The following is a 14,174-nucleotide window of genomic DNA, read 5'->3' as shown; positions in this document are numbered from 1 at the left end:
GTGAGAGTTCATATCGGCATTGGCAAGGCCGTCGCACTTGCCCTGTTCGCCCTTCCTTTAACCAGCTGCGGAAATCCGTTCGACCGCGATCCCAAGCAAGTCGATGCAGGATCGCTCGGAAAGGACGCAAGCGCCGACGTTCGCGCCTTCTATGAAGCGCGACAGTGGCAGGCGGCATGGGACGGGAAGGCTGAAAAGCAGCTCCAGCAAGTTCTCGACGGCGCGGCATCGCACGGCCTGAAGCGCGAGTTGTTCCTGAAAGGCGCGCCCCCGGAAGACAAGCAGAGTCGCGAGCTTGCCCTGACCAAGGCGGCGCTGGCCTATGCGTCGGCGCTCGCCCGGGGTTACTCGGATCCGAAGGCACTTCCGAGACCCTACACTGTCTCGCGCCCCAAGGCGGATGTCGCAGGCGGCCTGGCGAAAGCGCTGCAAGAGGACAAGCTGGCGGAGTGGTACGCGTCGCTGCCGCCGCAAACTGACGAGTATCGCGCGCTCTCCCAAGCCTTCCTTCGCTATGCCCGCCTAAACGACGTCAAAGGCTCGGTTCCTGAGGGGAAGGCGATCAAGCCCGGCGCCAGCGACCGGCGCATCCCCGCCCTCTCCAAGGCGCTAGTCGCGAACGGCTACCTCGACGGCGAGCCGAGCGCGAGCCAGCGTTACTCGCCGGCAATGGCCACGGCGGTCAAACGCCTGCAGGCCGAATATGGCCTGAAGCCCGACGGAATCGTCGGCGACGACACGGTCGCCATCCTGAACCGGGGTCCGGGTGACCGCGCCCGCCAGATCGCCGTCAACCTCGAGCGGCTGCGGTGGCTCGACCGCAACCCGCCGGGCACGCGCATCGACGTGAACACCGCCGCTGCGACACTTGAATATTGGCGGGACGGAGCGCTCCGCGACCGCCGCAACGTGGTCGTCGGCCAGCCGGACTGGGAGACCCCGGAGCTCGGGTCGCCGATCTTCCAGCTCGTCGCCCACCCCTACTGGCGGGTCCCAAAGTCGATCCTCGAGGATGAGCTCAGCAAGAAGAGCCCCGCCTATCTCGCCGAACAGGGCATGGAGTGGCGCGACGGTCGGCTCGTCCAGCTGCCTGGCCCGAAGAATTCGCTCGGCGACGTCAAGTTCGACATGCGCAACGACAATGCGATCTACCTGCACGACACGCCCGCCAAGGCCTTGTTCGGAATGCCCGAACGGCACCGGAGCCATGGCTGCGTGCGGGTGCAGGACGCACTCGGGTTCGCTTTGTTGCTCGCCCACGACGACGGTATCCTGATCCCCTTCCAGGAGGCGCTTATGAGGCCGGACGAGGAAGGCTTCGTGAAGCTCAACAAGGAAGTGCCGGTGCGTCTGATGTACCGTACGGCGTTCTTCGACGATGGTCAGATTCGGATAGCCGACGACACCTACGGGTGGGACGACGATGTCGCTTATGCGCTCGGCTATGTCCGCAGGCCGCCACGCGCGAAGGTGAAGCAGGAAGGCGGCGACGTCGGGCCGTAGGCTCTAGCTGCGCATCTCCGGCAGATAGGCATCGTCGACGGCGTCGCTGAACTTGGTGATGCGGCTGTCGAACTTCATGCGAACCGTGCCGGTGGCGCCGTGACGCTGCTTGGCAACGATAAGGTCGGCGCGGCCGTAAATCCGGTTCATCTCCTCATGCCACGCTGCGAAGTCCGGATGGTCATCGTCAGGCTTCTTCGCCGCGAGATAGTAATCCCCGCGGTACACGAACCAGACCATGTCGGCGTCCTGCTCGATCGAGCCCGATTCACGAAGGTCCGAAAGCTGCGGGCGCTTGTCTTCGCGCTGTTCCACGGCACGACTGAGCTGCGACAGCGCAAGCACAGGCAGTTCGAGCTCCTTGGCGAGCTGCTTCAGGCCGCGGCTGATCTCCGAGATTTCCTGCACGCGATTGTCGTTGCCGCTGCGGCCGGTGCCCTGCAGCAACTGAAGGTAATCGACAACGACGCAGCCGATCCCCTTCTGGCGCTTCAGCCGCCGAGCGCGGGTTCGCAGCGCGGCGATCGTCAGGCCCGGAGTGTCGTCGATGTAGAGCGGCAGGCTCTCCAGTTCGGCAGCCGCGCGGGCGAGCTGGCGGAATTCCTGCTGGCTGATCTTACCCATGCGAAGATTCTCGGAGCTGATGCCCGATTCCTCGGCAAGGATGCGCGTCGCCAGCTGGTCCGCCGACATCTCCAGGCTGAAGAACGCGACCGGGGCGCCCGCCGATTTAGCAGGCTCGATCCCGTCCTCGATATCCCGCGAAAATCGCTGCGCCGCCGCGAATGCGATGTTGGTCGCAAGCGAGGTTTTGCCCATGCCCGGGCGGCCGGCGAGGATGACCAAGTCGGACTTATGCAATCCGCCGACCTTTGAGTTGATACCCTCAAGACCGGTGGTGATGCCGGATAGATGGCCTCCGCTGTTGAGCGCCTTCTCCGCCATCTGCACGGCAAGCTTGGTCGCATCCCCGAAGCTCTTGGCCTTGCCCTCGGCCCCGCCCTCCTCGGCAACCTTGTAGAGCTCGGTCTCCGCCCGCTCGATCTGCTCGAGCGGAGCCACGTCCTCACTGGTGTCGAGCGCGCCCTCCACCAAATCGCGCCCGACACCGATGAGCGCCCGAAGCAGGGCCAGATCGTAGACCTGCGAGGCGAAATCCTTCGCGCCGATGATGGCGGCTCCCGAGCCGGTCAGCGTCGCCAGATAGGCGGGCCCGCCAAGCTCCTTCATCGATTCGTCGGCTTCGAAGCTCGGCCGAAGCGTGACCGGGTTCGCGACCATGTTGCGATCAGTCAGCTTCAGGATAGCGTCGTAGATCCGGCCGTGCAGTGGCTCGAAGAAGTGATGCGCCTTGAGCCGAAGCTGCACATCCTCGACCAGCCGGTTATCGATCATCAGCGCGCCCAGAAGGGCCGCCTCTGCTTCGACGTTCTGCGGCAGTGCTGCGGTTGCCGCCGGCGCGGCGGACTCGGAGATACGAATTACTTCGGCCATGGCTTCTCATTGGCCCTAGTTCGGCCACCCTCCAACGAGAACGAAAGTAGCACAGCGGTTCACGGCTGTGGATAGTTTGTGAGCGGATTGGACAGCCGGGTCGGGCAAGGCAGCGATTTTTGCGAACGGGCCGCATCCACAGAAAAAAGAAGCGGCTGATTGATGGCGGAAATGGTGGCCGTTAGGCCACTCATCCATGTCCATTCTCTCAGATCGCTGGATTCGCGAGCAGGCCCAGTCCAACGGAATGATCGAGCCGTTCGTCGAGGCGCAGCGCCGCGAGGGGTGCATCAGCTACGGCCTCAGCTCATACGGCTACGACGCGCGCGTCGCCGACGAGTTCAAGATCTTCACCAACGTGGATTCGGCGACGGTCGACCCGAAGGATTTCGCTTCGAACAGCTTTGTCGATCGCAAGACCGAAGTGTGCATCATCCCGCCCAACAGCTTCGCTCTCGCGCGCACCGTTGAGTATTTCCGCGTACCGCGCGACGTGCTCGTCATCTGCCTGGGAAAGTCGACTTATGCGCGTTGCGGAATCATCGTGAACGTCACGCCGCTGGAGCCCGGCTGGGAAGGCCATGTGACGCTGGAATTCTCCAATACCACGCCGCTCCCGGCGAAGGTTTACGCCAATGAAGGCGCGTGCCAGTTCCTGTTCTTGGCTGGCAACGAGCCGTGCGAGGTGAGCTACGCCGACCGCGCCGGTAAATATATGGGCCAGCGCGGGGTCACCCTGCCGAAGCTCTAGCGAACCGCGTCAGGTGGCGTCGTGGACCTCCGCCATCGGGCCGTTCTTCTTGATGGAGTCGATCGCGTTCTGCGCCGACGCCTTTGACTTGTAGGTTTCGGTCCAAAAGACCTTCTCGCCATTATATTCGAAGCTGGCGATGTACTGGCCGTTCGACGACTGTTTGATCACAAACTTGTGTGCCATGGCGACCTCCTAACCTGCGTTAGTGACGTGGCGGCATGCGCCCACGGGATTGCAGTTTCAAGGCGGTTGATCGATTGCGAGCACGGTGACCCTCGATCAGGCACGAAATCTGGACGCTTCCGATCCGCTGCGCGAGGCGCGAGAGCGTTTCGTCTTGCCCGACGGCGCCATTTACCTAGACGGCAATTCGCTGGGTGCATTGCCAAAGGCGACGTCTCCGCACCTGTTCGACGTCATCGAGCGGCAATGGGGCGAAGACCTCATCACCAGCTGGAACAAGCACGGCTGGATCGAATGGCCGCAACGCGTCGCCGCCAGGCTCGCTCCGATCGTGGGCGCAGAGCCGGCCGAGCTCCTGATCGCCGATTCGACCACGGTCTGCCTTTTCAAGCTTCTCGGCGCCGCAGTCGCTGCCCGGCCCGGCCGATCGACAATCCTGACCGAGCAGGGGAATTTCCCAACCGATGTCTATGCGGCGGAAGGACTAATCAGGCTGCGCCCTGGGCTCGAGCTCAAAGTCATTCCGGCCGCCGAACTCGCAGGCGCCCTGGACGAGAACACGGCAGCCCTCTTCCTGACACACGTCGACTATCGAAGCGGCGCTCGCCACGACATGGAAGCGCTGAATGCGGCGGCGCACGCCGCGGGCGCGCTGACACTCTGGGACCTGTCGCACAGCGCCGGAGCGACCCAGCTCGACCTCAACGGCAGCGGCTGCGATCTCGCGGTGGGCTGCGGCTATAAATATCTCAATGGCGGCCCGGGCGCCCCGGCATTCCTGTTCGTCGCCGAGCAATTACAGGACAGCCTTCAATCCCCGCTCTCCGGCTGGATGGGCCACGCCAGTCCGTTCGACTTTGCCTCGTCCTACAGCCCCGCATCCGGAATCAACCGCTTCCTAACGGGTACGCCCTCCATCCTAGCTCTCGCCGCCCTGGAAGGCGGACTATCCGCGTTCGAAGGCGTGAGCATGGCCGCCATCGAGGCGAAGGCCGAGGCAATCACGGCCTTCTTCATCGACGCGGTCGAACAAGGCTGCGGTGACGAGCTCGCGCTGGCCAGCCCGCGGGACCCCAAGGCTCGCGGCAGCCATGTCTGCTTCGCACACCCGCAAGGCTATGCCGTGATGCAGGCGCTGATTGCCCGCGGGATCACCGGCGACTTCCGCCCGCCGGACCTGATGCGGTTCGGCTTCGCACCGCTCTACAACGGTTTTGAAGACGCGTGGCTGGCGGCGGCCTCGCTTTCAGAGATCCTTGCAACCCGCGAGTGGGATCGGACGGATTTCCGGCGGAAGCAGACGGTGACCTGACGATTGTTCAGTCCTGTTTCGAAATGGGACAGACTGCGGTTAAAAAAGCGTTACCATAAACGTCACAATCTGGGTTAATAATCCAGCTCGCGCGACTCGGACGGCGAGTCGTTAAAGGGGCGCGCCCCCCCATTGGAGGTGTCGAATGCGCAAACTGATATTGGGAATGGTTGGCGCGGCTGCGCTGGCAATTGGATCGGCCGCAAGCGCGACCGTAACGATCGATTCATCGACGATGAACACGAGCGGACCGGACGTTGTCGGCGACATTCTCCGGATCAACTATCAAGACAGCGGCATGACGGATCCGTTCACGGAAACGCTCACGTTCACGAACACGGATCCCGGCGAATATGTCCTCAGCCTGGTGACCACGTTCGCTTCGGTGAGCTTCACCAGCGCGATCCTGACCGGTCCTAGCGGCCCGATCAATCTGGCAATCCAGTTCAACGATCCGACTTTCGAGCGCTGGACGACGCCGACAGTTGGCCTCCTCGCCGGCCAGTATACGTTGACGATCATGGGCACCACGGGCGTTGACGGCCAGATGGGCGGCCACATCGACATCCGTGCCGTTCCAGAGCCGGCTACGTGGGCGATGATGCTCCTCGGCTTCGGCGCAGTCGGTTTTGCGATGCGTCGCCGTCGCGCTCCGGTACTCGCGCAAGCCGCGTAAACCAGGTTCAATCTGTCGAGGAAAAGGGCGGCTCGCTGAGCCGCCCTTTTTCGTTGTGCATGGAAGGACCCCGTCAGGACTTCATCAACGCCGGCTCGTCCTTCTTTGCCTGCGCGGCATGGGCTGAATCCTCCGCCAGCAGAGCCCGCGAGCGATGGATCATCTCGACCCAGCCGGAGAAGGCGTGGGCCAGGACACTGACAAGGTCCTTCAGTGATCCCTCCTTCAGGCAGCCGTCAGCGTCGAAACTGTCATCGTTGACGTGGCCCAGATAAGCTTCCGGCTGTTGCATGACCGGCATGTTCAGGAAGACCGCGGCCTGACGGATCTGGTGATTCGAGCCGAAGCCGCCAATCGACCCTGGCGACACGGTGACGATCGCCGCGGGCTTCTTGTCGAACACGCTCTTACCGTAGGGCCGTGAACCGATATCGATCGCGTTCTTGAGACCGCCGGGGATGCCGCGATTATATTCCGGAGAGACGAACAGCACACCGTCGGCCGCGCCCACCTGCTCGCGGAAGCGCAACCATTGCTCAGGAGGGCTTTCGTCCAGGTCCTGGTTGTAGAGGGGCAGATCGCCGATCTCGATCATCGAGCAATCGAGATTGTCGTTGCGAAGCGCGCAAATCGACCGTGCGACCTTTCGGTTGAGACTGTCCTTCCGAAGGCTGCCGACGAGGATCGCGATCTTGTAAGCCATGGCTCGTGCTCCTTTGTCCGTTCCAATGACGAGGCGAGGCAAAGGTTGCGACTGCCTCGTCAGGGTGCTCGCCGCGCGCGTTCGACGAGGTAGGCGTGCAGTGCCGCAATCTCCTCGTCGGTGAAGTGGCTGAAGGCCTTCCGCGACACGCCGGTCATCATCTTCAGCTCGCGGCCGGACGGCGGCAGTCCGGTATGCATCAACTTCTTGAATGCCGGCAGATCGTAGCTCCCCGCCATGGTCAGGTCGGGCGCGATCGTTCCGGGCTCCGCCTCCTTGCCCGAGAGTGTGGACCCATGGCAGCCGCTGCATACCGTCACGGCAATGTGCCGGCCTGCGGCGAACTTGGGGCCAAAATCGGCAGCCTGCGCTGCCGCATAATCCTCGACCACCTGTGGCGCCATTTTGAACTGGCCTGCGGCAAGCCCGATCCGGCCGAGCGGTCCGACGCTGCGCGGCGGGGTCCGCTGACCGCCGGTCGGGGTGGCGCGGATCGCCTTGATCAGCGCGGCAACCTCGGCGTCCGTGAGGTTCGCATAGCTTTCGGAGGGCATCACAAGGAGGGATTCGCCCTGGTAGCCGATGCCTTGGCGAATGGCCTGCGCAAGCTGCTGGTCGCTTGCCTGCTTTGCAACGAGGGTCAGGTTCGGCGCGTAGAGAGTCGCTACGTTCGGAACGTCCAGGAACTTGGTTCCGCGCAGGTCGGGACCGTGGCACTCGGCACATGCGCGAGTGACGAGAAGGTGCTGGCCCTCCTCGAGGCTCGCCTGCTCCATCGGAATCAGCCGCTCGGGCCTGGGCTCGACCCGAGCATTCAATTTCTGTGCGGACGCGATCCAGACATAAGCTGCGGCGAGGACGATCAGCAGCAACAGAACGCCAACGACGTACCCCGTCCAACGCAACAGCTTCGCCATATTCAATGCCCCCTTTTTTGGCGGCCCATAGCGAGATTTAGCGGCGGCGGGAATCGTGACGGATGTTTAACGGTCTCCCACGCCGGCCGCGCACGCGATCGCGGCGTTCCGGCCTCGTGCGCGGGCCGCCGTAGCTCCCTTCCGGCAGCTCGAAGCGAAGCGAGCCGGATACTGGGTTGGCTTCGGCGAGCCTGAGCGTCAGGCGCTGGCCGACGCGATAGATTTCGCCTGTTTCGTCGCCGATGAGTTGGCGCGCGGCCTCGTCGTAGCGGAAATATTCCTGGCCCAGAGTCTGGGCGAGGACGAGGCCATCTCCGCCAAGATCTTCGACCGTCGCGAAAAAGCCGAACGGCTGCACGCCCGTGATTCGGCATTCGACCAGCTGGCCGACTTGGTCGGCGAGGAAAGCGGCGACGTAGCGATCGATCGTCTCGCGCTCGGCCTCCATCGCGCGGCGTTCGAGCATCGAGATTTGCTCGCCAGTGCGCTCGAAATGCTCGGCGTCTTCTGGCGGAAGGCCCCCTTCGCCGAGCCTGTATGCACTTACGAGGGCACGGTGAACCAGAAGGTCGGCATAGCGGCGGATCGGCGAGGTAAAGTGCGCGTAAGTCGCCAGCGCGAGGCCGAAGTGACCAAGCCGCTCCGGCCCGTAACGCGCCTGCATCTGCGTGCGGAGCAATTGCTCCATGATTTCAGCGCGGCCGCTGGCGTCGCCGAGCCGCTCGATGATGCGGTTGAAGGTTGCCGGTTTGATCACCTGACCTAGCGCGAACTCCAGATCGAAGGTGGCGAGATAGTCCTTCAGCGCCACCAGCTTCTCGCGGCCTGGCGCTTCGTGGACGCGGTACATGACCGGAGCCCTCTTCGCCTCCAGCGCGCGGGCGGCCGCGACGTTGGCGGCGATCATGAAGTCCTCGACCAGGCGGTGCGCCTCGAGCCGGTCGCGCGGGGCGATGGAGGCGATGCGGCCCTTCTCGTCGAGCATCACGCGGCGCTCGGGGATATCGAGCTCGAGCGGTTCTCGCTTGTTGCGGGCTGCGAGGAGCGCACGCCATGCGCCCCAGAGCGGCTGGAGAGCGGTTCGAACTAGTTCGGCAGGGACCGCCCCTTCGACGTCCGGCATCGAGCAAGTCGGCGAGGATACGTCGCCCCTCGCCTCTCCCGCAGCGTCGATCGCGGCCTGTGCATCTTCGTAGGCAATGTTTGCGGCGATGCAAATCTTTGCCCGCGTAAATCGCCAGCTCTTGAGCGAGCCGTCCTTTGCGATCTTCATGTGGCAGGCCATCGCCGCCCGCACCTGCCCTTCCTTCAAGGAGCATATGTCGGCGGACAATTCTTCCGGAAGCATCGGTACGACGCGGTCGGGAAAGTAGACGCTGTTCCCTCGCGCCCTCGCTTCACGGTCGAGCTCGGAGCCTGGGCGCACGTAGAAGCTGACATCGGCAATTGCGACGATCGCCTTCCAGCCGCCCTTGTTGTCATCGTCATCGTCCGGCGCGGCCCAGATGGCATCGTCATGGTCGCGCGCGTCGGCGGGATCGATGGCGACGATCGGAAGGTGCGTGAGGTCCTCTCGCTCGCCGAGCTTCTGCTGCGACACGCGATGGGCCTCGTCGATCGCCTCCTGCCGGAATTCGTGGCGCAGGCCGTGCTTGTGGATGGCGATGAGGCTGAAGCTGCGCGGTGCGAACGGGTCCCCGAGCACGGCGTCGACGCGGGCGGTCACGCGGGGGGGCCGTCCCGAGACTTCGCACAGAACGAGGTCGCCCGGCTCGGCGTCCTTCAAATCGGCAATCGCCAGCTCGCGCCGCTCTTTCTTCTCGACGGGAGTAAGCCAGAAACGTTCGCCTTCCTTGCGCACGACGCCGAGCACCAGCTCGGCCGAGCGCATCAGCTTTTTCATCGGGTGGGCGGCATAGCCCTGTCCACGCTCCTCGGTCCGAGCGAGGATGCGGTCGCCGATGCCGAGCGCTCCGCGCCGGCCGCGCTCAAGGACGCGAAGACGCGGTGGTGGTCCGTCCGCGTGCCACTGCTCTGGCACCGCGAAGATGTTGCCGCTGTCGTCGGCCTCTACGACCCGCAGAACAGTGACTTTCGGCACCCCGCCCGACTTGTGGAAGGCGCGACCGGGGGCACTGTCGATCAAGCCCTCGTCCGCCATGTCCTTGAGGAGGGCCTTGAGCAGGATCTTGTCCTGCCCCGACAGGCCGAACGCCCGCGCGATCTCGCGCTTGCCCGCCGGCTGGTCGGAAGTCGCGATGAAATCGAGGATCTGCTTGCGGGTGGGGAGCCCGGCCGAACGTTTGCGAACCATGGTCAGGCCCTAAACGCGCCTAGCGCAGCTGGCTATCCTTGCTGCCCCGCCGATTGATGGTCGAGTGGACGATCGCCTTGTCGCGTTCGGATTGGCAGGCGACGCAGGTGCGCACGCCTGGAAGCGCCTCGCGACGCCGCTTCGGGATAGGCTCTCCGCAATCGTCGCATTCCTCCGCGCTCTCGCCTTGGGGCGTGAGCGCGCGGGCGCGAAGGATCGCGTCCTTCACGGTGTCGTCGATCTGGTCCTGAACCGCGCCATCGCGCGTCCATCCGCCGGCCATAAGCCTTCCTTTCTCCCACGCAATATAGGGAGGAAGCGGTGCTATTTCACGGGTTCCGGCGGAAGGGCGACATACGGCCTGAACGCTCCGCCCGGGACGGCGGAAGCGACTGGGCTTTCGAAGCCATCCTTGCTGACTGACGAGACACCGAACACCCAGTCATCGACGCGAACATGAGGAAGGGCCACTCGCTGCTCTTGCTTTTCGAACGCCGCTTGGCACTCCGGCGTCGGCCTGCAGTGTGTGACGATGGTTTCTGGGCCAACGTGCTTTTGCGAATGCTCCCACTGATTGCTGTCGGTGCGCCGCCAGCGAATCATGAAATATGCCGCTGGGACAGGCTGGAAACTAATTGAAGTATCCGTGCTTACGGCTCCCTCCACCTTCGGCTCAGGCGGCGGCGGAGCGTTCGCGAGGGCAGCAAGCGCGGCAACGTTCAGCTTCGCGATCTTCTCCAGATAGGGGAAGTCCATGTTCTCGATCGTGTCGCCGTACTTGATGCCGTTTTCGGTCCGAAGGTCCTGGTGCTGCCAGTTGTAATTCTCGACCGCGACCGAGAGTCGCACCGCCGGATAGCCCGCGTTGAGGAACTCGGTGTGGTCGCCGCCACGGCCAAAGCGGTCGTTGCGCCAGACCTGCATCACGTCGAGGCCGATGTTCAGCCGGTCAGCGAGGCTGTCGAGATAGCGCGAGATGTTGCGCGGCGGCGCGTCATTCTCGCCGCCGAGGCTACGGAGGTCCTTTGCGAGCTGCTCATGCCCCTGCCATCGCGGGCCTTCGGAGAAGACGCGCACGACCTTGTCGTTGCACACGCCGTCCGAGCCGCAGCTGTTGCCGATGATGTCGTTGTTGAGGTTGGCGACGACGTTCCAGCCCTGCGCCTTCGAATAGGCCGCGAGCACCTTGCCGCCGTAGAGTCCCTGCTCCTCACCCGAGAGCGCCGCATAGACGATGGTGCCGGGGAACTTGTGCTTCGAGAGCACGCGCGCCGCCTCGATGACCGCGGCGGTGCCTGACCCGTCGTCGTTCGCGCCTGGCGCATCATCCTTGGCGTTCATCGGATCGGTCACGCGGCTGTCGATGTGACCCGTGATGATGACCACGTCGTTCGGCCGCTCCGTACCGCGCTGGACGGCAATCATGTCGCAGATACGCGTCGGCGTCGGGATGCGCGTTCCGGTGAAGGTGTCGCACGGCCGCTCGGTCGGCAGGCCGAAGCTCTTGAACTGGCCTTGCGTCCAGTCGAGCGCAGCGCCGATTCCGCGCTTCGGATCGGTCTGCGAAGAGAGCGTGTGACGCGTTCCGAAGCTCACCAGCTTCTCGACCGTCCGCTTCATCTGCGCGCCGCTGACGGGAGCGATGATCTCCTTCAGCTTCGCATCGGGCGACGCCGGCGCGGCGGCGATCAAGGCAAGGCAGGGAAGCAGTCCAAGTCTACGCACACCACGTCTCCTCTCTCCGCCACTGCAACTGGCATTTGCGAGGCCGCGGGTCTAGGGGAACCGCAACCCCGGAACAGCTGATTCAAGGACCTTCTTCATGTTGCGCGAGATCGACCATTTCATCGGCGGCGAGAGCTTTTCTTCAGGCGACCGCAGCGGCGACGTCTTCGACCCCAACCAAGGACAGGTGCAGGCGAAAGTTCGGCTCGGCACCGCCGCCGATCTTGAGCGCGCAATGGATGCCGCCAGGGCCGCGCAGCCAGCATGGGCCGCGACCAATCCGCAGCGCCGCGCCCGCGTCATGTTCAAGTTCAAGGAATTGGTCGAAGCGCACATGGACGAGCTGGCCCACGCGCTCAGCTCCGAACACGGCAAGGTCATCGCCGACGCCAAGGGCGACGTTCAGCGCGGGCTCGAGGTGATCGAGTTCGCTTGCGGCATCCCGCAGGCGCTCAAAGGCGAATATACGATAGGCGCGGGCCCCGGCATCGACGTCTATTCGATGCGCCAGCCGCTCGGCATCGGCGCCGGCATTACGCCGTTCAACTTCCCGGCGATGATTCCGATGTGGATGTTCGGGATGGCGATCGCCTGCGGCAACGCCTTCATCCTGAAGCCGTCCGAGCGCGACCCAACCGTACCGATCCGCCTTGCCGAGCTGATGAAGGAAGCGGGCCTGCCCGATGGCATCCTCAACGTCGTCCATGGCGACAAGGAAATGGTCGACGCCATCCTCGACCATCCAGACATCAAGGCGGTCAGCTTCGTCGGATCGTCCGACATCGCGCAGTACATCTATTCGCGCGGCACCGCGAACAACAAGCGCGTGCAGGCGTTCGGCGGAGCCAAGAACCACGGCATCGTCATGCCCGACGCCGACCTCGACCAGGTCGTCAACGACCTCACCGGCGCGGCCTTCGGCTCGGCGGGCGAGCGTTGCATGGCGCTCCCGGTTGTCGTCCCGGTCGGCGAGGAGACCGCCAATGCGTTGCGCGAAAAGCTGATCCCGGCGATCGCAAAGTTGCGCGTGGGCGTGTCGACCGATCCGGAGGCGCACTACGGCCCGGTCGTCAACGCCGCGCACAAGAAGCGGGTCGAGGATTACATCCAGATGGCGATCGACGAAGGTTCGAAGCTGGTCGTTGACGGCCGCGGGTTCAAGCTGCAGGGCCACGAGAAAGGCTTCTTCATCGGCCCGACCTTCTTCGATCACGTCAAGCCGACGATGCGGACCTACAAGGAGGAGATTTTCGGGCCCGTCCTGCAGATGGTCCGTGCAAAGGACTTCGAGGAGGCCGTCCGCCTTCCGTCCGAGCATGAATATGGCAACGGAGTCGCCATCTTCACCCGCAACGGCCACGCCGCCCGCGAATTCACCGCGCGCGTCAATGTCGGAATGGTCGGCGTGAACGTGCCGATTCCGGTGCCGGTCAGCTACCACAGCTTCGGCGGGTGGAAGCGCTCGGGCTTCGGCGACACCAACCAATACGGTATGGAAGGCGTGAAGTTCTGGACCAAGAACAAGATCGTCACCCAGCGCTGGCCGGACGGCTTCGTTGATGGCGCTGGCGACAAGGCTGCCTTCCACATCCCGACCTTCGCCTAAACTGATGCGGGTCTTGCTGTTCCTCCTGCTCCTGATCACCAGCTGGTCGGGAGCAGAGGCCCAGAAGCGCGTCGCCTTCACCTTCGACGATGTTCCGCGCGGCCGCGGGGCCTTCTTCACGCCCGACGAGCGGACGATCCGGCTGATCGCCGGACTTCACAAAGCCGGCGTGAAGCAGGCTGCCTTCTATCTCGTGCCCGGGCAGATCGGGCATGACGACGGCATTGGCGGTGCGGAGCGGATCGAAGCTTATGTCGCCGCTGGCCACGTCATCGCGGACCACAGCTTCACCCACCCGCACCTCAATGCACTTAGCGCAGCCGACTATATGGCGGACGTCGATAAGGCCGAGGACTTCCTCAAGGGCCGCGAGGGGCGCCGTCCCTGGTTCCGCTACCCGTTTCTCGACGAGGGTGGCGACGACAAGGCCAAGGTCGCGGCGGTGCGGGCGGCGCTGAAGGCGCGGGGACTCCACAACGGCTATGCGACGGTCGACGGATCCGACTGGAATATCGAAAGCCGGACCGCCGATGCAGTGAAGGCGGGCAAGACAATCGACAGGGACGCCCTTCGCGACCTCTATGTCGAGACGATGGTGGGAGCAGCCGACTTTGCCGACCAGCTGGCGCGCAAGACCTGGGGCCGGCAGCCGGCTCAGGTCATTGTCCTGCATGAAACGGACATCGCTGCCCTGTTCATCGCAGACCTCGCCGAGGAGCTGCGCAAGGACGGCTGGACGATCATCACTGCCGACGAAGCCTATGCCGATCCTATCTCGAAGCTCGCGCCCAACGTTCCCTACGCAAATGGGACCTTGGTCGAGCTCGCCGCATGGGAAAAAGGCCTTCCCAAGCCGCGCTGGTACGAGCGCAACGACATAGATCTCGCCAATCGCTTGTTCGATGAGCGGGTCCTCCACGAGCGTCCGAAGCAGGTCCAGCCGCGGGACAAGGGGAAACCGTAATCGCTTCGGGGGCGTTAAGGCGG

General features: G+C 64.0%; 12 protein-coding genes and 1 pseudogene. 6 read left to right on the top strand and 7 right to left on the bottom strand.

Annotation, left to right across the window (positions count from 1 at the left end; all coding sequences use genetic code 11):
* Complete coding sequence (locus ACMC5O_RS01875; protein ID WP_426693155.1) at positions 1-1,503, top strand: L,D-transpeptidase family protein; 1,503 nt, start codon at positions 1-3, stop codon at positions 1,501-1,503.
* 3 nt (positions 1,504-1,506) lie between these two features.
* Here ACMC5O_RS01875 and ACMC5O_RS01870 read toward each other — a convergent pair whose 3' ends face one another.
* Positions 1,507-2,997, bottom strand: a complete 1,491-nt coding sequence (locus ACMC5O_RS01870) for a replicative DNA helicase (RefSeq protein WP_187707939.1) — start codon at positions 2,995-2,997, stop codon at positions 1,507-1,509.
* Between the two features lie 196 nt (positions 2,998-3,193).
* Between ACMC5O_RS01870 and dcd the strand changes: the two genes are divergently transcribed.
* The gene (gene dcd / locus ACMC5O_RS01865) at positions 3,194-3,748 is read left to right on the top strand and encodes a dCTP deaminase (RefSeq protein WP_187707940.1); all 555 of its coding nucleotides are present in this window, start codon (positions 3,194-3,196) and stop codon (positions 3,746-3,748) included.
* 9 nt (positions 3,749-3,757) lie between these two features.
* On the opposite strand, the gene ACMC5O_RS01860 is transcribed toward dcd, so the two are convergent.
* A complete protein-coding gene (locus tag ACMC5O_RS01860) occupies positions 3,758-3,934 on the bottom strand; it encodes a YegP family protein (protein ID WP_187707941.1) in 177 nt (58 codons plus the stop codon).
* An 85-nt stretch (positions 3,935-4,019) separates the two neighbouring features.
* Between ACMC5O_RS01860 and kynU the strand changes: the two genes are divergently transcribed.
* Positions 4,020-5,246: a kynureninase gene (kynU, locus tag ACMC5O_RS01855; protein ID WP_426693154.1), complete on the top strand. Its 1,227-nt coding sequence runs from the start codon at positions 4,020-4,022 to the stop codon at positions 5,244-5,246.
* Between the two features lie 181 nt (positions 5,247-5,427).
* A pseudogene (locus ACMC5O_RS01850) lies at positions 5,428-5,922 on the top strand (FxDxF family PEP-CTERM protein); the annotation flags it as partial.
* Between the two features lie 73 nt (positions 5,923-5,995).
* Here the strand turns inward: ACMC5O_RS01850 and ACMC5O_RS01845 are convergent.
* From ACMC5O_RS01845 to ACMC5O_RS01825, 5 genes are read right to left on the bottom strand one after another with little or no spacing between them, the layout of a single operon-like run.
* Positions 5,996-6,625 carry an NADPH-dependent FMN reductase gene (locus ACMC5O_RS01845; protein WP_187707943.1) on the bottom strand — a complete coding sequence of 210 codons (630 nt, stop codon included), beginning with the start codon at positions 6,623-6,625 and terminating at the stop codon, positions 5,996-5,998.
* A gap of 59 nt (positions 6,626-6,684) precedes the next feature.
* Positions 6,685-7,542 (bottom strand): cytochrome c, encoded by an 858-nt coding sequence (locus tag ACMC5O_RS01840; protein WP_187707944.1) that lies wholly within the window; start codon positions 7,540-7,542, stop codon positions 6,685-6,687.
* A gap of 37 nt (positions 7,543-7,579) precedes the next feature.
* Positions 7,580-9,856: a ribonuclease R family protein gene (locus ACMC5O_RS01835; RefSeq protein ID WP_426693153.1), complete on the bottom strand. Its 2,277-nt coding sequence runs from the start codon at positions 9,854-9,856 to the stop codon at positions 7,580-7,582.
* Between the two features lie 19 nt (positions 9,857-9,875).
* Positions 9,876-10,139, bottom strand: a complete 264-nt coding sequence (locus ACMC5O_RS01830; RefSeq protein WP_187707945.1) for a DksA/TraR family C4-type zinc finger protein — start codon at positions 10,137-10,139, stop codon at positions 9,876-9,878.
* A 41-nt stretch (positions 10,140-10,180) separates the two neighbouring features.
* Positions 10,181-11,581 (bottom strand): M20/M25/M40 family metallo-hydrolase, encoded by a 1,401-nt coding sequence (locus tag ACMC5O_RS01825; RefSeq protein ID WP_187707946.1) that lies wholly within the window; start codon positions 11,579-11,581, stop codon positions 10,181-10,183.
* Positions 11,582-11,681: 100 nt separating this feature from the next.
* Here ACMC5O_RS01825 and ACMC5O_RS01820 point away from each other — a divergent pair, with 100 nt between their 5' ends.
* Positions 11,682-13,187 (top strand): CoA-acylating methylmalonate-semialdehyde dehydrogenase, encoded by a 1,506-nt coding sequence (locus tag ACMC5O_RS01820; RefSeq protein ID WP_187709944.1) that lies wholly within the window; start codon positions 11,682-11,684, stop codon positions 13,185-13,187.
* 4 nt (positions 13,188-13,191) lie between these two features.
* Entirely contained in the window at positions 13,192-14,151 is a 960-nt protein-coding gene (locus ACMC5O_RS01815; protein WP_187707947.1) for a polysaccharide deacetylase family protein, read from the top strand.
* The last annotated feature ends 23 nt before the right edge of the window (positions 14,152-14,174 follow it).

The sequence above is a fragment of the Sphingomonas sediminicola genome, assembly GCF_049991885.1.
Lineage (GTDB): Bacteria > Pseudomonadota > Alphaproteobacteria > Sphingomonadales > Sphingomonadaceae > Sphingomicrobium > Sphingomicrobium sediminicola.
The sequence above is the reverse complement of the archived record's forward strand: the minus strand, read 5'-3'. Positions and strand labels throughout refer to the sequence as shown.